This is a genomic window from Scopulibacillus darangshiensis (genome assembly GCF_004341035.1).
GTDB lineage: Bacteria > Bacillota > Bacilli > Bacillales > Sporolactobacillaceae > Scopulibacillus > Scopulibacillus darangshiensis.
The window spans coordinates 27,493-48,685 of sequence record NZ_SLXK01000016.1 but is presented as its reverse complement, the minus strand read 5'-3'; the positions used below and the strand labels follow the sequence as shown (position 1 = coordinate 48,685).

The window sequence follows — 21,193 nt, the reverse complement described above, 5'->3', positions numbered from 1 at the left end:
AGACCTCTTCGGAAAGAAGTCTTAAAAAATTTATGGTGAACATTTGATTGTTGAATAGACGTATTATTCCAATTTATTTGTGGTTAGAGTTATTACGTCTTTTGTATTTACCAAATGCTTGTTGTAAACGACGATTAGTTTCATCAAACCGTTTTGCCTTTGCTTCAATGTAATTTTTATCAGCATTTATGGATCCAGAGGCAACGTGGATGACCTTATCATCTTCAAAACGAAGAAACTTTGTGGTCATTGCTTAACCCCTCCTATTAGCTTTATAGCAAAATCGCGGAAAAGTGCTGGTTCTGTTTCCATTATATCACGCAAGATATCGTCTTTAAAGCGTCGTACGTTATCTTCTGACCAAAATGAATCCATGGGGTCAGCAGCAGAACTTATAAATATCTTCGCCGATTCTGACAATAATAACAACCTCCCGAAAATATTAATCTTTTAAAATTACATTTTGGACTTAAATTTCGACTGATTTTAAAGTGGAGTTAAGTAACATTTGTCATTTTGTGCCTTTCCAAAAATTCCGCCAATGTCAGATCATTTTTTAATTGATTACATTGAAGGCAGGCACAAACACAGTTTTTGGGTGTAGTGAGGCCGCCTTTGGATTTGGGGATGATGTGGTCGATTGTATCGCCATATTCTCCGCAATAAAAACAAATAAAATGATTGCCTTCAATGATTAACCTTCTGAGTTCCTTTTTGTTGTATAGTAAATGAATGAGCCCTGGGTGGACTATACTAGCTGCTCCTTCCTGCACTAATTGTTTTGCCCGCTTTATTGTAAGATAATATTGAAACCACCCCTTTTTCCTCCTTCCCCTAACTTTAATCGTTTTGCCTAATAATAACGTGCTGTCGTAATTATATGGGTAATCGAAAAGGTCAATCCATTGTTCACCGTCTCCATTGTGACATTCGCGGCAATAGAAGCCTTTTGCCCATCTTGTGTTTCTTATCTCAACATGGCGTGGGAACTCTAGCGCATATTTGTTTTTCATGCACATCTTACACGTTGTATATAGTTGACATGCTTGTCCATAAGGCATCATGAACACCCAATTCTATAAACTTTTTAGTTGTTTTATTTGGAACTTAGGATTTTAGGGTAGATAGGAATGTCAAACTTTGGAGTGGTTTTGTGCGGTTAGGGAACAAACGTTCCCATAAGTAAAATTATATCATACTTCGTTAACTAAAGGACAAATTTTTCGCTTAGATAAGGATAATAAAAAACCACCCCAAAAAGGGCGGGTCAGGGTTAGAGTCTATTAAGTAGCCCTGATGAACTTGCCAAGCTAGTCATTGACGGTATAAAAACAGCCACCTTTTGTTATGTTATATGAAGCTCGTTTATCCTATATCCACCCCTTCTCTTCCGCAATACTGATGGCTTCAATTCGGTTTTTTACATTTAACTTATTAAAAATGTCAGAGGTATAGTTACGGACGGTGCCGGGTGATAAAAAAAGATGCGTTGATATCTCCTTAGCCGTTTTCCCCGAAGCGATCAAATGCAGGATCTCACGTTCACGGTCTGTTAAAGGGTTCCTATCCCGCATATGACTCATAACAAGCTCGGGTGAAAATTCGCGCTTTCCTTCCATGACACGGCGGATAGCCGCGGCGAGATCATCACTGGACCCGTCTTTTAATAGATAGCCCTGCACATCAGCTTCTACTGCGCGTTCGAAATAGCCGGGCCGGGCAAAGGTCGTTAAAATAATGATCCGGCATGATGACCCGCTTTGCTTCAATTCCTCGGCAATTTCCAACCCGCTTTTCATGGGCATTTCGATATCCATAAGGCAAATGTCCGGTTTAAGAGCCAATATTAACTTGAGTGCCTCTTCCCCATTTTCAGCCTGTCCAATGACATTAATATCCTCTTCTAAATCTAATAAAGACCCTAGGGCACCACGCAGCATCCGCTGGTCCTCAGCAATGATAATATTAATCACAAAGCACCTCTTCCTCCGTGTTTTGTTTAATGATAATTGGAACGCGGAGTGACAATTCGGTCCCGTTATGGGATGTCAACGACAATGACCCTTCAATGAGTGCGAGCCGCTCCTCCATCCCTTTTAAACCATTGCCATTTACGTTCTTATTCCCGAATCCTATCCCGTCATCGCTGATAATAATTTCTATCTCTCGTTTACTTCTCCTAATAACAACATGGCAATGGTTAGCACGGCTATGCTTAACGATATTCGTCGCGGCTTCGCGCAGACACATACCAAGTATATTTTGTGTAAGGGCGGGTACATTATCTGTTTTGCTCACGCCTTGATAACAAAATGAGATATTTGAGGCTTTTAATATCTCCCGCATTTCCAAAAGGGCTTCGCCTATCGTGACTGACCGCATATCCGACACGAGCTCACGGACTTGTTTTAACGCTGCACGGGAGGTATGTTCGATTTCTTCCGCCTCTTTTCTCGCCCGTTCGGGATCTTTCATAGAGAGTTTCTCCACCAACTGGCTTTTCAGTGTGATCAGTGACAAGGTATGCCCCAGTGTATCATGGAGATCACGGGCGATCCGCACCCGCTCTTCCCTTTTAACCAGCATCTTGATCTGCTCATTTGCCAAATCAAGCTGTTTCTCGAGCTCCACCCGCCTCATCATTGATTTAACGCCGTACGGCGACATAATCATGACTATAAAAAATGGGATAAAAAAAAGAAGGTCGCGAATATCTGATACAAAAGCATAGATCATTAAAGGGACGAGTTCGACAATGATAAAAGCAAATAACGCCCTGTTAAAGGCCTTTTTGTTTGTATACCAGCCAATAAAGTTAGCAGAAAAGAAGCCTAAAAATAAATTGTAGGGACTATAGAAAGTACTTAGTACAAAAATGACAGTCAACTGTAATGACAGCCAGTAGGAAAACTTCCTAGTCCCTGCGGCAAAATAAAGCTGGCGGTAAGTCAAAAGGAATATCGCCACTAATAAAAAGCCGGTAAGCAGCTTAATGGTGTTTTCATGAATTAAATAGATAATAGGCAAGATGACATACACCAAGAAGACATAAGGAAAAAACCCAAATTGTCTCGGGAAGAACTGAAAGCCTTTGTTCTCTTTCATTGTATAGGGCTACACCGCCTCCTGTTTTTTTCTAATATAATTTGATATTATCATGAACAGAATCAGATATGCTGTTAAAATCAAAATATTGCTCAGATTCGGTGTTTTCCCTTCGACAATCGCCCATGCGCCATTGCCAAAATTATAGGCCGGCAGCCATTTGCCAATCGCCTGTATGAAATGTGGGAGGATATCCATTGGGAACCACAGCCCTCCAGTGATCGCGAGTAGCATATACACGACATTGCTCACACCAGCTGCCGTATCAACTCTTTTCATTGTTCCAACCAATATACCGAGTCCGAGAAATGGCAGGGAGGCAATCAGGAGCCACAGCCCAGATCCGATCCATGCCATCAAAGACAGCGATACACTGTTAATCAAAGCTCCGGCAATGAAAATAACGATGATCGAAAGGATATGAATCACCATCTGACCTGACATTTTGGCGAAAAAATAAACACTGCCAGAAAGTGGTGTTATCCGAACAAATGTCGACCATCCTTGTGTTCGTTCCTGAACCATCCGAATGCCAAGTGTCATGATGGCTGACCCCATCACGCTGAAAGATGCCATGGACATGAGATAATGCGCCTGCCATTGTGATTGATCGGCGGCACCTGTATTAACTATTTTAGTAAAGATGAAATAAAATAAAATGGGCATGAACAGTGACCAAAAAACAAAATAGGGGTTTCTGAGTATTCTTAAAATCTCCATCTTAACTTGCATCCCTAAGACGCCCATTTTACAATACCTCCCTACCAGCCACTAACTGCTCGAATGCCTCTTCTAGCCGGCCTTGTTCAATCTGAATATGGCTCATGTTATAGTCTTCTTTTATCAATGCTTTGATCACAGCATCCGTATCATCTGTATTAAGATAAACCCGTTCTCTTTTTCGATAGACATGGGTCACTTTCGGAAGCTGCTCATACACCTTAAGCGGCACCTCGTCATCTGTTATAAATGAGACGGATTTCTTTGAAAGCTTTTGTTTGACTTCTTGCGGTGTGCCATCCATAACAACGGCGCCTTTATTAAATAAAATGATTCTCTCCGCTGAGTCATCAGCTTCCTGCAAATAATGAGTCGTGAAAATGATTGTTTTGCCAGCCTTTGCGAAAGTGCGAATGGTATCCCAAAATCGCCCGCGTGCGGTAATATCCATCCCAACAGTGGGTTCATCAAAAAATAATAAATCCGGGTTTCCTGCCAGCGCTAATGCAAATCCCAGCCTTCGTTTTTGCCCGCCTGAAAGCTTTTCAGTCCTCTTTTTTAAATCAGCTTCTTCTAAGCCTGTTAAATTGATTAATTCTTCCACGGTCAACGGATTAGGATAGTAACTGCGGAATAGCTGGAGCAGCTCTTTGACCTTAAGGCCATCCATGACACTGACTTCCTGCAACATCGCCCCAATCTTTTCCCGAACCGCCTTACTCCTTGGATCTTTATTAAAAAGCTGAACGGTCCCGTGGGTTGGCGCCAGTAAACCAAGCATCATCATGACTGTCGTTGTCTTTCCGGCTCCATTGGATCCAAGAATGGCAACAACTTCACCTTTGTTAATCGAGAATGAGACATGATCGACTGCTTTTTGAGCTCTGTACGTCTTCGTTATTTCTTTTAAAGTGACAATACTATCCAACCTTCTTCACCCCCATCATGATATGTTTATTGTACGATGGGAATGGTATTCGGGTCAGTAGAAAACGTCATAAAATGGATATGACAAATGTCATATTATTTAGTTTTAGATATTTGTGTTTTCTCATGGCTAATAAGCGTCCCAATGTGCTCTCCTTGGCATAGTTTCTTCATGACGCCGGGTTTGTCGAAATTAAAAATATGGACAGGCAAGCTGTAATCCCGAGCAAGCAATAAAGCGGATTGGTCCATGATTTGAATATCATTTTGGACAACATCTTTATAATTGAGGTTCCTGTACATTCTTGCATGGTTATCCTGTTTGGGGTCACTTGTAAAGACGCCATCGACACCCTGTTTGGCAGCAAAGATCGCATCACATTCTGTTTCCAAAGCACGCTGAACGCTTGGATAGTCGGTTGTCACAAAAGGCTGACCGTTGCCGCCTGCAAAAATTACAATGTAACCTTTTTCCAAATGGTGGATGGCGCGCAGCCGGATGTAGGGCTCCGCAAAGGTTGAAACGGGTATGGAGGTCATGACACGGATTTCCTTGTCGGTTTTGCTTTTTAATACACCTCTAAGCATGAGGCTGTTAATAACCGTCCCCAGAGTACCGATACTGTCGGCTTCAACCCGGTCAATCCCCCATCTTTCGGCAAGCTTTCCCCTGAAAATATTACCGCCGCCAACAAGGATCGAGACTTTAGTGCCCATGTTGACAATCGATAAAACTTCATTTGCGATATGATTAAGATGATCGGAATCAAAACTGTTCCCATCAGAATCAGCCAAAGCTCCCCCGCTTAACTTAATCAGTACCCTTTTATATTTGGTCATGATCATCCTCCTTTTTTTACATAAAGAAAACTTGACGCGCTTTTAATGGCGAAAGCTTTAGTTGCGCCGCACATGACGTGCAAGTACTTGCGTTGTAACAGGATGTTACGCTTTTTAGCCAGTGCACTTATACTTTGTTCCGCTTTTTTGCTTTAGCGTTAAACATTCTTAAAGTATAAAAAAAGGAACAAAGGCTAATAGCCCCTGTCCCTGAAAAGTAAAATAGGAAGCGGAAAGGAATAAGTAAAACGAAAAAACGCCATGGGTTTCGCCATAAGAACTCCTCCCTCTTCCCTAAATTTGATTTCGTCAATATAAACTCATTAAATTATACAAAAGATTACATTTATGTGCAATGTCAAATACCAGCTAAGGCATTTCTCATGGCGTCACCTGAATACGTTTCCGGCAACTTTAGCATCACAAAACGATTCAGAAAACGGTTAAGTCGGCTTTTAAATTTTCTGCGATATTTTTAATAATAATCTCATCAAGGTTCTTTAAGTCCGGCTTTTTTAGGCCATATAGAACAAAATTATACCTCGTCTTATTATTAAGGACCAGGACACATTTCTTGCGATTAACTAAAAACAGATCAGCATGCCAAGAGTATAGGGGATCATTACTTTCCACTTCTTTAAGAGGTTGTATCTTTAATTCATCCCTTAGCTTTTTGGTACATTGAATCGTCAGCATACATTTTCCGCCTCCATTTCTAATTATGGTGTAAAGGTTTGTCTCTATATATGAAAAAAAGTTAGAAATCTCTTCATACTCGCTAGCATCTAATTGATATGTATGTAGAAAGCTTTCATCATCCATTGACCGGTGCTGGGGAAGTATTTTGACGGGCGTTCGCATATGCTGCTATTGAGCCGTCGGCGCCTTAATTGAGTTGCAAAAACGCATGAGATTTTTTCGGTATCATGCGTTTTTTGAAAAGCCGTGATGTATTATTTCCGCCAAAAATTCGAATTCTTCGCCTTACCTCTTTAGGAGCTTCCGTAACGCAGGAAGCGCACGTGCTTATGTTGTTAGTCTACGCTGAACCCAAGACGATGGAATCATAACAAAGCCTAGTCCTTGTGTAATATTAACTGCCAATATAATCCACCATAATATTATTGATTTACTTCTAAATGCCAATATACCCAAAGCGTTTCCGGCTTTTATACTATAATAATATCATAATTATAAATAAAAAATCGGACCTCAATTTCAAGAGATCCGAATGCAAGTTATTCAGGATTAACTTTTGTTATTCATCCATTTCTTATTTAACTTCTTAATCATGTCTGCTCTTTTCGATCTGTTTTCTTCAATAATTTGTTTCATTGATTTAAACTGGACACTTTTAGGCAACGATTTATACGGTATAATTTTTGCCTTATCTTGGCCTTCTTGGCTTATGTTTTTCATGTTGATCACCTGATAATTATTGTATGCTGTTAGAAAAGTTATTACCCTAAAAAACCAAGATATAAAATGTATTTTGGTTTTGACCTATTTATTATCTGTTATTTGACCATTGAGAATTTTTTTTACCCTTTCATGTACCTTATTGATTGATTGCTCGCGCTCTAGTTGACGGCGTTTATTTATTTCTTTTTGTGAACGGAACTCTATGGTCCTAACCTTTTCCTTAAGAACTGACATTGCGAAATTCCTCCATTCCATTTTCATTCCTAAGAATTATCAGACATAACGCATGGAATAAACGATACACTTCACTTACATTAAGTATATCATCGTTTTGTAGCAAATTCCACGCCATTTCATTAGTTTCAGAATTGACGTGAAAGTTAAATATCCATATCTTATTTGGATCTATTCCCATGTTCATGCGGTATGAAACAATATAATAACCGTTGCGTACTTCTTGTTGTAATGGGAGGGTATATTTCGTTTTATCCTTTTCCTTTGCTAATCGTACAGAAGCATAATTTTCGTACTTTCCATCATCTAGAGGAATAACATCTTTACTTGCGCCAGTTGTCCCATGATCAGCATTAGGGATCTTTCTTAGAACATTACCGTCGATTTCATAAATGGTAAACCCTGTTAAAAAATTTAAGTCTGAAAAACTAAAAAGTTCATTTTCAATACGAAATAGAATAACATTGATCTTTTCAAGCAATTCAATTAGATAGCCTGTAACCTTTTCCTGTTCGTTGTAATTTGTTATCAATCCAAAAAGAACTAATAATAGTGACTAGGGTTGTACCAGCTAAAAGTGGAAAGATAAATTTAAAGATGAAAGAAAAAAGCCTTGTGAAACCGGATAAACTTGCGATATTCATTATAGGTAAAACTAAAAGTGTCCATCTCCAGTTTTGATTTAGTTTTCCCAAGCAAGGCTTCCGGAATGCGATCTGGCGTAAAGAATTGGGGTAATGAAAGCAGCTTAGAGAATATATTGAACTGAAGAAATAGAGACTATGAATCGATCATGGCAGATTTTTTATTTGCCTTTTTTCTTTCAGTTGTTAATAGGATAGCAACGAAAACTAGCAAAATGCCAATGAACTGCCAGCTTGAAAATGCATCATGTAAGACTGTCACACCAAGTATGATTGCTACGACAGGTTCAATGGTGGCGAGAATGGACGCCTTGCTTGCCTCAATGGATGACAGGCCGTTTGTGTATAAAATATAGGCAAGACATGTAGGAATAAGGCCGAGTCCGATACTTAGGGCAAGCACTTCCCAGTTTAAAAATAATCTGGCTTTATCCCACAAACCGCCGGCTGGAATCATGAATAGGCTGGCAAATAAAAAGGAATAGGTTGTGATTGTCAATGATGAATACTTGCTGCTGACATATTTTCCGAAGATACTGTAAAGGGCATAACAAAAACCGGAACCAAGCCCAACGAGCAGCACATACCATGAGACAGTCACCTTAAAAAAAGGAAGCAAGCCAACAACAAATCCGCAGCCTGTGATCGTACTGATCAGTGCTGTCAGCTTAGACCGTGTTAAGGCCTCTTTAAATAACAGCCTGGAGATGAGTGCCACAAAAATGGGTCCAGTATACAATAAAATAACAGCCAGAGATAAAGAAGATTGATCGATCACAGCAAAATAGCACCAGTTAAAAAAGACAATGCTGATGATCCCAGTGCCAATAAAATAAAAGCTGTCTTTTGCCTTGATTTTCAACAGGTCACGATTTAAAAAGCCAAGGGCACTAACCATGATGATGAAGGACGCGATTACCCGGATGGCCACAACCTCCCAGGGCGTAAAACCGAATTCATAGAGCCCTTTAACAAATAAGCCAATTAAACCCCACAACGCGGCACCTAGGATCGCAAAACCGTACGCCTTTTGCTTGCCCATCATCGTGCCTCCCTACTCTTTAACCCAATAAGCTGCCCCATCTTTTTTTCTGTCAAGAAAACCATATTCAATTAAATAACGTCTGATCATTACAAAGTCGGAATAAATCGGTTTGATCAAAGCATTAATCTCCTTTTCATTGTATTCTTTACCTGGCTGAAAACAACGGTTATTGAGTTCATTCAGGATAATGATCTTTCTCTTTTCTTTACTTGGAAACTGCGCTAAAGTTCCTTCCGGTGTGAAGTACTTTGAAATAACCTGCTCTTGTTCTTCTTTCGTTATCGCATAACGGTCATCCACCACCGTCGCCCCCTTATGTATGTGATTCCCATACCTGATATGATAAAGCCAAGCAGCGATAATTGCCAACGTTAAAATGTCTATGATAATCTAAAGCTTACAGAACAGAAGGAGAGGAAATTGGCGATGAAAGATAAAAACCTTGAACAAGCAACATTTGCGGGAGGTTGCTTTTGGTGTATGGTGAAACCGTTTGACGAGCAGCCCGGCATTCATCAAGTGGTTTCCGGTTATTCTGGGGGACATGTTAAGAACCCTACTTATGAAGAGGTTTGTACAGGAAAAACAGGTCATTATGAGGTTGTTCAAATCACCTTCGATCCAGAAGTCTTCCCATATGAAGAGCTACTTGCATTGTATTGGCCGCAAACTGATCCGACCGACGAAGGCGGGCAGTTCTTTGACCGCGGGCCTCAATATAGGACGGCGATTTTTTACCATAATGATAGGCAGAAGGCAATGGCAGAGCAATCGAAGCTTGATTTGGAAAAAAGCGGACGGTTCAATAAACCGATCGTTACACAAATCCTCCCTGCTGCCACCTTCTATCCTGCTGAAGCTTATCATCAGCATTTCTACAAAAAGAACCCGGACCGCTACAAAGAGGAGCGTGCAGAATCCGGGCGCAATCAATTCATTCAGAAGAATTGGTAACTTTAGTAAATGAATAACAGCCACATGTAAAGTCCTATTAGAGTAATAAATAAGGTAGGTATTGTTAATAGAATGCCGATTTTAAAATAATAGCCCCATGTGATTTTGACCCCTTTTTTGGATAGAACATGGAGCCACAATAATGTCGCCAACGAGCCGATCGGCGTGATTTTTGGTCCCAAGTCTGAACCAATGACATTGGCATAGATGAGTCCTTCTCTCATGATGCCGCTCGTATCCGTATTAGCAATAGCCAAGGCATCGATCATGACGGTCGGCATGTTATTCATAATGGATGATAGAATAGCAGCAATAAAGCCCATGCCGACCGTACCTGCGAAAAGTCCTTGGTGGGCAGCGCCTTGAATCACATCAGCTAATACCGTGGTTAGACCGACATTTTTCAAACCATAGACAACGACATACATACCAATTGAGAAAAAGACAATAGCCCATGGGGCCCCTTTTATGACCCGCTTTGTTTTAACAACTGGGCTCCCCTTAGCCATGATTAAAAAGAATACTGCGATTACCCCTGCAATGAAAGAGACAGGGATATGGAACAACTCGCCAACGAAATAGCCAGCAAGCAAGATGGCGAGAACATACCATGACAGATGGAACATCCGCTCATCTTTTATAACATCTCTTGGTTCTTTTAATTGGTCATGATCATAGCATTTCGGAATGCTTTTTCTGAAAAAGAGATATAACACAAGGATGCTTGCCCCTAAAGCAAAGAGATCCGGTATGATCATTCTTGAGACATATTCGCCAAAGCCAATGTTAAAGAAATCGGCTGAGACAATGTTCACCAAGTTACTGACCACAAAAGGAAGTGATGTTGTGTCCGCAATAAAGCCGCTTGCCATAATAAAAGGCAAAACCATTTTTTCTTTGAAATTCAGGGCGCGGACCATAGCCAGGACAATTGGCGTTAAAATCAGCGCTGCCCCGTCATTGGCAAAAAGGGCAGAGACGATAGCACCTAGAAGCGTAATGAAGATAAACATTCTGACGCCATGTCCTTTTGCCGCCCTCGCCATATGGAGTGCCGCCCATTCAAAGAAACCGATTTCATCAAGAATAAGCGATATGATTATGATGGCAACAAACGTGAACGTAGCGTTCCAGACAATGCCAGTGACCGCTCTGACATCATGAAAACTCACCACTCCGGCAATAAGAGCGAGGATTGCCCCGCCGCATGCCGTCCAGCCAATCCCAAGGCCTTTGGGCTGCCAAATCACTAATATCAAAGTTGATAAAAAGATAACTAACGCTAAAATCACTGATACCAAAAGTTTTCCTCCTTAAAGTCACAGCAAAATGCACATATGTACATAATAAAAGAGCTGTCCAAAAAAGAACAGCTCTTTTCCCATCTTTACATTAAAAATCAAAATGATCTGGATCAGGACCATATCTTTCATTCTTATTTAATGCATCAATGTGGTCCATATCCTCTTTCGACAGTTCAAAGTCGAATACATCCCCGTTTTGCCCGATACGGTTTGGGTTTGATGATTTCGGGATGGTCACAATGCCGCGCTGCAAATCCCAGCGAATGATTGCCTGCGCGGGCGTCTTCCCATATTTGGAAGCGATGTCTTTTATCGTAGGGTCTTCAAGAAGATGACCCTGGCCGAGCGGGCTCCAGGCTTCTAATTGAATGCCTTCTGCTCTGCAAAAATCGTGAAGCTCTTTCTGGTTAAGCAGCGGGTGGCATTCCACTTGATTGACCATCGGTTTAATTTTTGATTCCGCCAACAAATCTTTTAGATGATGAGTGTGAAAGTTGCAGACCCCGACCGCTCGTACTTTGCCGTCAGTGTATAATTTTTCAAGGGCGCGCCATGTTTCCTTATATTTCCCTTCAACGGGCCAATGGACGAGGTACAAATCAAGGTAATCAACACCTAGACGCTGACAGCTTGCCTCAAATGCTTCTAATGTCGAGTCATAGCCTTGGTCGCTATTCCATACTTTTGTGGTTAAGAAGATATCATCGCGAGGGACATCGCTTTGTTTTATAGCCTTCCCAACGCCCTCTTCATTTTTGTAAACTGCTGCCGTATCAATGCTTCGGTAGCCCGCACCAAGCGCCCCTTTGACAGCGGTCATCACTTCTTCGTCATTTGCCATTTTCCACACGCCAAGTCCGAGCCATGGCATGTTAACACCATTATGTAGTGTTGCCCCCTCAATTAAGCTTTTGACCATGATTAACGCCTCCTTTAATGGATAATCATATGATCTCATAGATCTCAGGTGAAGGTAAAAGGTAATGCTTATGTTATGGGCCTAGCACATCCATTTTATTAGTAATCCCGCATATGTCAGCCCGCCGCCGAAGCTGAAAACCCTGACAAATGGCAATAAAAGCTTCGCTCATCCATTATAGGACTCAGATTCCGTTATTTGCTAAAAATTAACTCAAATAACCTCTTGAATAACCGAATAACGGAATCACAGTCCGATAAAAGTCCTAACATCATTTATACAAATAATTGATGATTTATCCGGAAGTCACAAGACGACTACTTTATCCCTTCCTAAACGATAAAGAAAACTCGCCGATTGGCGAGCCTTTGGCGAAGACAGAGGCGTAGTTGCACTTATGTGCGTCAGAAAGTTATACTTTCTGATTAACCAAAAAAAGACTTAAACCGTTTTAACGGTTTAAGTCCAAAGGCTCAAGGCTGTCCTCTCTATATTCTGAAAGTGTTAATACCGAAGATGGGATCCTTTTCTGAGGGAGTGATAATGCTGCCTTTACCGTGTCCAAACAGGTGAATAACGGGACCTGATAGCGGACGGCAAGCTCTCTTAAATTAAATCCAAAGGATGTTTTTTTACGGCCTTGAGTTGGAATGTTGATCACCGCCGCCACGTTCTCTTTTTTCAGATGTTCTTTTATAGAAGAAATATCCTTAACAACAAATGGTACATTGATGCCTTGATGTTGATAGAACGTGGCCGTACTTTGTGTAGCGGCAATTTGAAATCCCCTGCTCTGCAGCGCAGTTATAATGCCGATGCTTTCGGTTTTCTCCTGTTCTGATACCGAACATATAATGAGGGGTTTTTCCGATGCATCTTTAAAAATATTCTCGCCTTGCGGAAACAATGCTTTCTCTAGCGCATCTTCAAATGTAAACCCCAGCCCTAGCAGTTCACCCGTTGATTTCATTTCCGGCCCTAGAACATGGTCAACATCCTTCAATTTTGCCGATGAAAAAACCGGTGCTTTGACTGAGTAAAAATCAGGTTCCCCTAAAAGGCCGGATTCACACTTTTGTTTTTTCAGGGTTTCACCAAGCTGCACAGACACGGCCCTTTCTACCATAGGGACACCTGTTATTTTGCTAATTATAGGGATCGTTCGTGACGCCCGCGGATTAACTTCAAGAACATATACGGTGTCATCTGAAATGACAAACTGGATATTCATCAATCCGCGTACCTTAAGTTCCTTGCAAATCGTTTCCGTATAAGAAACAATCGTCGAAGTGATGTTTTCCGAGAGGGATACGGGCGGGAATACCGCTACACTGTCTCCTGAATGGACGCCAGCCTTTTCAATATGCTCGAAAATCCCCGGTATTAAAATCTGTTCCCCATCGCTGACCGCATCTACCTCACATTCCAGGCCAGGAATATAGCGATCAATTAATAATGGCCAGGATTGGTCATCAAACACACCGTGATATTGTATATAGTGTTCTAATTCATCCAAATGATTAAAAATGAACATCGATTGACCGCCAATGACGTATGATGGCCGGACAAGAACTGGAAAACCAAGTTTGACGGCGGCAGATTTCAGGTCATCAATGTGGTTGACAGTTTCACCCTCAATGTGCGGGATCTTCAGTTTCTTAAGAATGTCATAAAACTGCTTGCGATCCTCCAATTGATCAATAGCCCCGGTCGTTGTGCCCAAAACATGCAGACCTTCGTTTTCTAATGCTTTAGCTAAATTAATAGCCGTTTGTCCGCCAAACTGGATCAGCACACCATTGACGTTTTCTTTTTCTGCGACATTTAAAATGTCTTCCAACGCCAAAGGCTCGAAATAGAGACGATCGGCAATTGTGTAATCGGTGCTGACTGTTTCGGGATTATTGTTAATGACGACCGCTTCGTAGCCTTTTTTCTTTACAGCCAAAGCCGCCTGAACAGAACAATAATCAAATTCAATGCCCTGCCCGATTCGGATTGGGCCGGAACCAATAACAAGGATTTTTGGGCTATTGCTGACATCGGCCTCATCTTCCCCAGCCCATGTCGAATAATAATATGGGGTCTCCGCTTCGAATTCTGCAGCGCAGGTATCGACAAGCTTATATCCCGGTTTTATGCCTGATGTCTTGCATTTATGTCTTACCTCGTGTTCAGTCGTTTTATAGATTTGGGCAAGCCGTTTATCACTGATATTGATTTGCTTGGCTTGCTTAAGGAGGGATAAAGGCATCTGTTCCCATGAATAAGTTTTCAATTTCTGTTCGAGATCAATTATCCCTTTTATTCGCTCTAAGAACCATGGATCAATCTTTGTCTTTTGCCAGACCTCTTTTGTTGTCATCCCTCTTTCTAACAATTCGGCAACGGCAAACAAACGCAAATCGGTTGTTTTTTCCAAATGGTACATGAGTTCTTCAGATTCCGCCTTTTTAAATCCAGGAAAATGAAGACTGCATAGCCCTAATTCCATCGACCGTAACCCTTTGTTTAATGCCCCTTCAAAGGTTCGGTCAATCGCCATCACCTCGCCGGTAGCTTTCATTTGTGTACCAAGCGTCCGATCCGCCTCTGTAAACTTGTCAAATGGGAAACGGGGCATTTTCATGACGACGTAATCGAGTGCCGGTTCAAATGATGCGTAAGTTGTTCCGGTGATCGGATTTAAGATTTCATCAAGGTGATACCCTATTGCACATTTTGCAGCAATTCTTGCGATCGGATAGCCTGTTGCTTTTGAAGCTAAAGCAGAGGAACGGCTCACCCTTGGGTTAACCTCAATAATCACATATTGATTTGAATCAGGATTAAGAGCACATTGGATATTGCATCCGCCAACTATTTCTAATGCCCTGATGATTTTGAGTGAAGCGTTCCTGAGCATTTGATATTGAACATCTGACAAGGTTTGCGATGGTGCAACAACGATGGAATCTCCTGTATGAACACCTACGGGATCGATATTTTCCATGTTGCAGACGATCATGCATGTATCATTCGCATCACGCATGACCTCATATTCGATTTCTTTCCAGCCTTTGATGCTTTTCTCAATAAGCACTTGATGAATAGGGCTCAGACTCAGTCCTCTATTTAATACCAATTCTAATTCCTCAACATTTTCAGCAAAGCCGCCTCCCGAACCGCCAAGTGTATAAGCAGGGCGAATGATCACAGGAAAGCCTATGACTTCGGCGAATTTGAGCCCTTCTTCATATGTGTGGATAATTTTTGATTCCGGAATTGGTTCATCTATATCAAGCATTAACTGCCGAAATTTTTCCCTGTCTTCCCCTTTTTGAATGGAGTCGACGGATGTGCCAAGCAATTCAACATGATATTTTTGCAAAATCTGCTTTTCATATAATTGAACAGCCAAATTTAATCCCGTTTGGCCGCCAAGTGTGCCAATCACACCATCAGGCTTTTCTTTCTTAATAATATCTTCAATCGATTCAATTGTCAGCGGCTCAATATAGACCTTGTCTGCCACTTTTTCATCTGTCATAATGGTCGCTGGATTGTTATTGATTAAAATAACTTCAATATTTTCTTCTTTTAAAGCCAAGCATGCTTGTGTCCCGGCATAATCGAATTCAGCGGCCTGCCCAATCACGATTGGACCAGACCCAATGACTAACACTTTTTGAATATCATCTCGTTGCGGCATAAGTTATGTCACCTGCATTTCTTAGCGTTTGAATAAAGGTTTCGAAGATATAATGGGTATCATCCGGACCAGGGTGAGCTTCTGGATGAAACTGGACAGTTTCGATAGGCAGGCTTTTATGCTTCAACCCTTCAATCGTTCGGTCATTGACGTTCTGGTAAGTTACAGCAAATATATCCGTGTTAATGCTGTTATGTGTTACGACATAGCTATGGTTCTGAGATGTCATCCAAACTTTGCCCGTTAGCATTTCTTTAACGGGGTGATTAGCGCCGCGATGGCCAAATAGCAGTTTTTCTGTTGTTGCGCCATAGGCTAAGGCGATCATTTGATGTCCCAAACATATCCCGAGGGTTGGAAAATGCTCCGTTATTTTTTTGACTTCTGGAAATAACGCTTGAAGTGCCATTGGGTCCCCGGGCCCATTACTGAACATCACACCGTCAGGCTTTAGGGATGAAAGCTCAGTAAATGTTGTAGAATATGGTATGACCGTCACCTTACACCTTTCATTCAAAAGCGCCTGGAGCATCGACTTTTTATAGCCGTAGTCGACTAACGCAATGTGCGGTCCGTCACCCGCATACTGTTTTATATTTTTTACTGATACCTTATCGATCATGGAAGTCTTAAAGATTGGATCATGAACAAAAGATTTTACCAACCCTTGATCAGGTGACGTTGTAATTAAGCCTTTCATCGTCCCGTATTTTCGGATCTTCTTTACAATCGCCCTTGTATCAACGCCTGCGATGCAAGGAATACCTGCTTCTTCAAGATGTTCGGCAAAGGTTTTGACCGACTGAAAATGGCTTGGTGACAGACATAAATCGCTGATAATTGCTCCTGACAAATGGAGCTTCGAGCTCTCATCATCAAAATGATTGATGCCGTAATTCCCGATCAGCGGGTAACAAAAGGTGATCATTTGCCCGGCATACGACGGGTCTGTAAGGATTTCCTGGTATCCGGTCATGCTAGTATTGAAAACGACCTCACCGGCAGAAATGGTTTTCTTGCCGATCAACATCCCTTCAAATATATCGCCGGTCTCCAGGACTAAATATCCTTTTTCCATAGGTCCTCCCCTTCTTTCTCTAGGCTGTCAAAAATCTCTTCCATGACAGAAAGGAACGAGTCAATTTCTGCACGGTCTGTTGTCAAAGGAGGCAATATTCGTACAACATTTTGACCAGCCGACAAAATGAGCACCTTCTTTTTTCTTGCCTCATGGACAACCGTAATGGCATCCTGTTTTGTAACCACCCCTAAAAGCATCCCTTTTCCCCGAATCTCAACAATCGAATGATGAAACTTAGTTTTCAATATGTCTAATTTCCGCTTTAAATACTTGCTGTTTTCTTGCACCGACTCAAGCAAGTGATAACGTTGGATCGTTTCAAGTGTTGCTTTGCCAGCCGTTGCAGCTAAAGGGTTACCTCCGAATGTGCTGCCGTGGCTGCCGGGATCGAATGCCTTGGCAGCATCTGTCTTAGCAAGCATCGCTCCTATTGGAAAACCTGAGCCCAATCCTTTGGCTAACGTAATGACATCTGGTTCAATGCCATATTGTTCATAAGCAAAAAGAGTTCCTGTTCTGCCAATACCCGTTTGGATTTCATCAACCATCAGCAGCAAGCCATTTCTTTGGCAGATTCTTGCGAGCTCTTGAACCCATTCTATATCGGCAGGGATGACGCCACCTTCTCCTTGGATTAGTTCAAGAAGAACAGCACAGGTTCTGCCATTAGATACCTCATTCAAGGCTTCAAAATTATTAAAAGGCAAGTGGCGGAAGCCATCGACAAGAGGGTAAAAGCCATCTTGGATTTTCTCCTGACCAGTGGCCGATAAGGTTGCCATGGACCTGCCATGAAATGATTGATTAAACGTTACAATTTCAAATGCCTTTTGTTGCTTGATCTTTTGCGAGTATTTTCTGGCCAGCTTAATTGCCGCCTCATTCGCTTCAGCACCACTGTTACAAAAGAAAACTTGATCAAGACACGATTTTTGGATGAGTATGTCGGCTAACTGCTCCTGCTGCGGGATTTGGTATAGGTTTGAACAATGCCAAAGCTGACTAAGCTGGTGCTCCACTTTTTCCTTAACTTCATCAGGTACATGCCCCAGGTTGCAAGTTGCGATGCCCGATGTATAATCCAAATATCGATTACCGTCTGTATCCCAAACAAAGCTTTCCTTTCCCTTTGCTAATTCAAGGGGAAAACGCTGATAGGTCGCCATTAATGACTGGGTTGTCGTTAATTGTTCAGGCATGGGTAACCACCTCCTCATCAAGGGTAATTTTTGTGCCAGCTTCTCCGCCGTTTGCATAATCCAGTAAACTCTTATCATCAAGACCGTTCAAAATCACGACCTCGGGTACCCCATCCTTAAGACTTTCCATTGCTCCTTTGACTTTTGGTACCATTCCTCCGACGATTTCTTTGTCATCGATCAATTGTAAGATTTTTTTCCGGGTAATTTGCTTCATAACTGTTTTCTTTCCTTCAGTTTCAACCCAAATGCCTGGAATGTCGCTTATAAAACAGAGCCTGGCCTTTAGAGCCTTTGCAACTGCTGCTGCCGCTGTATCACCGTTAATGTTGTACCGCTGGCCCTTAGCGTCTAACGCAATGGGAGAGATCACAGGGATGGTGCCTTGTTCAGTCAGCAGTTTCAACCCATCCGTTTGAACATCGACGATCTTTCCGACAAAGCCAAGATTGCCGCCTTCTTCAATTGGAGCAGCTGTCAGTAAATTTCCGTCAACACCGCTTAGACCAAACGCTTTACCGCCAGCTTTATACAGATTCTTAACAATGTGTTTGTTTACTTTACCGCTTAAGACCATTTCGACAATATCAAGCACCTCTTCTGTTGTGACACGCAATCCGTCATGAAAAGTTACTTTGATATTTAACTTGTTAAGCAGGCTGGATATGAGCGGTCCGCCGCCGTGGACAATAACAGGCTGGTATTGTCCGCTTTCTTGCAGCTTGATGATGTTTTCATAGAATGATTCAGGTAATTTTTCCAGTACACTGCCGCCGCATTTGATAACGAGATAGGTCATTTGCAAAAAGCCCCCTTATGTCCTATAAGAAGCATTGATTTTGACATAATCGTAGGTTAAATCGCAGCCCCATGCTGTGGCTGTACCTTGTCCTTCATCCAGTTCAACGGCAATGTGAATGTTTTCTTGATGTAAATAACTTTTGGCCTCTTCTTCATTAAATGGGACAGGCAAGCCTTTTTCTACGACGGTAACTGGCCCCAATGTAACTTTGATGTTGTTGGTATCAATAGGCTTGCCGCTATATCCAACAGCACAAACAATTCTGCCCCAATTTGGGTCTGTGCCGTAAATGGCCGTTTTAACAAGGTTTGACCCGGCAACGGCTTTACTGATAGCCTGTGCTGCATGATCATCAGCCGCACCCTTAACCTGTACCTCAACAAGTTTTGTTGCACCTTCGCCATCTCTAGCAATCATTTTTGCCAATGTTTGCGACGCGTGTTCTAATCCTTTTACAAATAAGTCCCATTGCGGGTGTTTTTTTGATAAGGGTTTGTTTTCCGCGAGTCCATTAGCCATGACGAGGACCATGTCATTTGTGCTTGTATCGCCGTCGACCGTTATCATGTTATATGTTTTGTTTGTAATATCTTTTAAGGCTTGATGAAGATAAGTTTGCGAAACGGCAGCATCTGTGGTCATAAAGGCTAACATCGTTGCCATATTGGGATGAATCATTCCTGAACCCTTTGCTGCTCCGCCGATCGTGATTGTCTTTCCATCAATCTCCATTTGCAGGGCCACATGTTTTGTCGCTGTATCCGTCGTTAAAATCGCTTTTTCGAATAGATCTTCATTCATATCCTCTAAGGCAATTTGCTGAATGCCATGGCTGACCTTTTCCATAGGAAGCTGTTCACCGATTAATCCGGTTGAAACAACAGCTATATGGTGTTCTTCTGCCACAACATGCTCAGCGTATAATTTCCTCATGTGATACGCATTGGTCATTCCTTCATCACCGGTACAAGCATTGGCGACTCCGGAGTTGACGACGACAGATTGCAGTTTTTGTTCAATGGCAATACTGTCTTGCGTAACGAGTAAAGGAGCAGCTTGGAACTGATTGGTGGTGTAGACAGCTGCCGCATTAGCTGGTACTTCAGAATGGATCCAGCCAAGATCAGGCCGCTTATACTTAATGCCGCAATGAAGGCCACCGGCTTTAAATCCTTTTGGGGCGGCGACACCGCCATGAGATAATGCATGAATGTGTTCAATATCAACATCTATAATCTGAGTCATCTCTTATCCTCCTTCATTTTCTTTATGGATACACGGGAGTCAGGTTTAGTCCCGTCCATTCGTCCCAGCCATTTAAAAGATTCATATTTTGAACCGCCTGCCCGGAAGCCCCTTTGACAACGTTATCGATGACTGAAACCACGGTTAGCCTATTGGTGCGGGAATCAGCAATTAATCCAATGTCACAATAGTTCGATCCATATACTTCTTTGGTAGCCGGCCAAACACCAGGCTCTCTAACTCTTACAAAATGGCTTTTATGATAAAAGTCCTTATAATATCCCACGATTTCTTCAGTGGATAGTTGCTGCTTCAAATCGGCGTAGATCGTGCACATGATCCCCCTTGTCATCGGTACAAGATGGGGAGAAAAACTTATGTTTGTGTCAATCCCTGCATTGTCCTGTATGGTTTGTTCAATCTCTGGAATATGTTGATGGCTGCCAAGCTTATAAGCTTTAATATTTTCATTGACTTCACAAAAATGTGACCCGATTGAAACGCCTCTGCCCGCTCCTGAAATCCCTGATTTTCCATCAATGATTAATGTGTCAGGCTGGGTGATGCCCATCTTTATTGCTGGAAGAATGCCTAATAATGAAGCGGTCGGATAGCAACCAGGATTGGCGATCAGCTTCGCCTCTTTTATTTCCTTATGATTAATTTCCGCTAAACCGTAAACAGCTTGCTCAAGATCACTTCGGTCAGCTCCTTGCTTCTGATACCATTTTGTATAGGCATCAGGGTCTTTCAAACGAAAGTCTCCGGACAAGTCAATGCATGGCACGCCCTTATTTATAAATTTAGGAACCAGGCCTTGGCTGACCCCTGAAGGTGTAGCGAAAAATAATAGATCAACCCTGTCCGATACATCTTGAACATCAATGCTTTCTAAAGTCTTTTCACAAACTTCGGATAAATGAGGATAAAGCTCTTTGACATTTTTACCGCTTGTCGAATGAGAAATGAGCATTTCAATGTCAACATTGGGATGCTGCTTTAGTAAGCGAATCAGTTCAACCCCGCTGTATCCGTTTGCTCCAATGATGCCGACTTTCATG

Annotated in this window: 22 protein-coding genes; 1 reads left to right on the top strand and 21 read right to left on the bottom strand. The window is 41.9% G+C overall.

Translation table 11 applies throughout. The features are described 5' to 3' along the window. Positions 1–73 precede the first annotated feature (73 nt). The 13 genes from EV207_RS23065 to EV207_RS12010 all read right to left on the bottom strand — a co-directional run bounded on the left by EV207_RS23065 (position 74) and on the right by EV207_RS12010 (position 9,237). The gene (locus tag EV207_RS23065) at positions 74–250 is read right to left on the bottom strand and encodes a hypothetical protein (protein WP_165886926.1); all 177 of its coding nucleotides are present in this window, start codon (positions 248–250) and stop codon (positions 74–76) included. Further along, entirely contained in the window at positions 247–420 is a 174-nt protein-coding gene (locus EV207_RS23060) for a hypothetical protein (RefSeq protein ID WP_165886925.1), read from the bottom strand. Before EV207_RS23060 ends, EV207_RS23065 begins: the two co-directional genes overlap by 4 nt. 77 nt (positions 421–497) lie before the next feature. Beyond that, the gene (locus EV207_RS12055) at positions 498–1,013 is read right to left on the bottom strand and encodes an HNH endonuclease (protein ID WP_165886924.1); all 516 of its coding nucleotides are present in this window, start codon (positions 1,011–1,013) and stop codon (positions 498–500) included. A gap of 357 nt (positions 1,014–1,370) precedes the next feature. Beyond that, positions 1,371–1,973 carry a response regulator transcription factor gene (locus EV207_RS12050; RefSeq protein ID WP_132746402.1) on the bottom strand — a complete coding sequence of 201 codons (603 nt, stop codon included), beginning with the start codon at positions 1,971–1,973 and terminating at the stop codon, positions 1,371–1,373. Then, positions 1,966–3,105, bottom strand: coding sequence for a sensor histidine kinase (locus EV207_RS12045; RefSeq protein WP_132746401.1), 1,140 nt, complete (start codon positions 3,103–3,105; stop codon positions 1,966–1,968). Before EV207_RS12045 ends, EV207_RS12050 begins: the two co-directional genes overlap by 8 nt. A 9-nt stretch (positions 3,106–3,114) precedes the next feature. Then, the gene (locus tag EV207_RS12040; RefSeq protein WP_132746400.1) at positions 3,115–3,852 is read right to left on the bottom strand and encodes an ABC transporter permease; all 738 of its coding nucleotides are present in this window, start codon (positions 3,850–3,852) and stop codon (positions 3,115–3,117) included. Between the two features lies 1 nt (position 3,853). Then, positions 3,854–4,753, bottom strand: a complete 900-nt coding sequence (locus tag EV207_RS12035; RefSeq protein ID WP_132746399.1) for an ABC transporter ATP-binding protein — start codon at positions 4,751–4,753, stop codon at positions 3,854–3,856. Positions 4,754–4,848: 95 nt separating this feature from the next. Then, entirely contained in the window at positions 4,849–5,592 is a 744-nt protein-coding gene (gene pyrH, locus EV207_RS12030; protein WP_132746398.1) for a UMP kinase, read from the bottom strand. A 432-nt stretch (positions 5,593–6,024) separates the two neighbouring features. Beyond that, complete coding sequence (locus tag EV207_RS23475; protein WP_243647039.1) at positions 6,025–6,288, bottom strand: DUF6933 domain-containing protein; 264 nt, start codon at positions 6,286–6,288, stop codon at positions 6,025–6,027. Positions 6,289–6,840: 552 nt separating this feature from the next. Further along, entirely contained in the window at positions 6,841–7,011 is a 171-nt protein-coding gene (locus EV207_RS23055; protein ID WP_165886923.1) for a hypothetical protein, read from the bottom strand. Between the two features lie 223 nt (positions 7,012–7,234). Then, entirely contained in the window at positions 7,235–7,729 is a 495-nt protein-coding gene (locus EV207_RS12020) for a hypothetical protein (protein ID WP_132746397.1), read from the bottom strand. A 299-nt stretch (positions 7,730–8,028) separates the two neighbouring features. After that, the gene (locus EV207_RS12015; RefSeq protein ID WP_341539801.1) at positions 8,029–8,937 is read right to left on the bottom strand and encodes a DMT family transporter; all 909 of its coding nucleotides are present in this window, start codon (positions 8,935–8,937) and stop codon (positions 8,029–8,031) included. 9 nt (positions 8,938–8,946) lie between these two features. Then, complete coding sequence (locus tag EV207_RS12010; protein WP_243647038.1) at positions 8,947–9,237, bottom strand: DUF2087 domain-containing protein; 291 nt, start codon at positions 9,235–9,237, stop codon at positions 8,947–8,949. Between the two features lie 126 nt (positions 9,238–9,363). On the opposite strand from EV207_RS12010, the gene msrA reads away from it, so the two are divergent. Beyond that, positions 9,364–9,891, top strand: coding sequence for a peptide-methionine (S)-S-oxide reductase MsrA (gene msrA / locus EV207_RS12005; protein ID WP_132746395.1), 528 nt, complete (start codon positions 9,364–9,366; stop codon positions 9,889–9,891). A gap of 2 nt (positions 9,892–9,893) precedes the next feature. On the opposite strand, the gene EV207_RS12000 is transcribed toward msrA, so the two are convergent. The 8 genes from EV207_RS12000 to argC all read right to left on the bottom strand — a co-directional run bounded on the left by EV207_RS12000 (position 9,894) and on the right by argC (position 21,192). Next, positions 9,894–11,192: an arsenic transporter gene (locus tag EV207_RS12000; protein ID WP_132746394.1), complete on the bottom strand. Its 1,299-nt coding sequence runs from the start codon at positions 11,190–11,192 to the stop codon at positions 9,894–9,896. A 91-nt stretch (positions 11,193–11,283) separates the two neighbouring features. After that, a complete protein-coding gene (locus tag EV207_RS11995; RefSeq protein ID WP_132746393.1) occupies positions 11,284–12,114 on the bottom strand; it encodes an aldo/keto reductase in 831 nt (276 codons plus the stop codon). A 451-nt stretch (positions 12,115–12,565) separates the two neighbouring features. Further along, complete coding sequence (gene carB, locus EV207_RS11990; protein ID WP_132746392.1) at positions 12,566–15,805, bottom strand: carbamoyl-phosphate synthase (glutamine-hydrolyzing) large subunit; 3,240 nt, start codon at positions 15,803–15,805, stop codon at positions 12,566–12,568. Continuing rightward, positions 15,789–16,883, bottom strand: coding sequence for a carbamoyl phosphate synthase small subunit (locus tag EV207_RS11985; RefSeq protein ID WP_132746391.1), 1,095 nt, complete (start codon positions 16,881–16,883; stop codon positions 15,789–15,791). Before EV207_RS11985 ends, carB begins: the two co-directional genes overlap by 17 nt. After that, on the bottom strand, positions 16,865–18,085 hold the full coding sequence (locus EV207_RS11980; protein WP_132746390.1) for an acetylornithine transaminase: 1,221 nt from the start codon (positions 18,083–18,085) through the stop codon (positions 16,865–16,867). Before EV207_RS11980 ends, EV207_RS11985 begins: the two co-directional genes overlap by 19 nt. Beyond that, positions 18,078–18,884, bottom strand: a complete 807-nt coding sequence (gene argB, locus EV207_RS11975; protein WP_132746389.1) for an acetylglutamate kinase — start codon at positions 18,882–18,884, stop codon at positions 18,078–18,080. The genes EV207_RS11980 and argB overlap by 8 nt, the downstream gene beginning before the upstream one ends. Before the next feature lie 15 nt (positions 18,885–18,899). Continuing rightward, the gene (gene argJ, locus EV207_RS11970) at positions 18,900–20,132 is read right to left on the bottom strand and encodes a bifunctional ornithine acetyltransferase/N-acetylglutamate synthase (RefSeq protein ID WP_132746388.1); all 1,233 of its coding nucleotides are present in this window, start codon (positions 20,130–20,132) and stop codon (positions 18,900–18,902) included. Between the two features lie 22 nt (positions 20,133–20,154). Then, the gene (gene argC / locus EV207_RS11965; protein ID WP_132746387.1) at positions 20,155–21,192 is read right to left on the bottom strand and encodes an N-acetyl-gamma-glutamyl-phosphate reductase; all 1,038 of its coding nucleotides are present in this window, start codon (positions 21,190–21,192) and stop codon (positions 20,155–20,157) included. Between the last annotated feature and the right edge of the window lies 1 nt (position 21,193).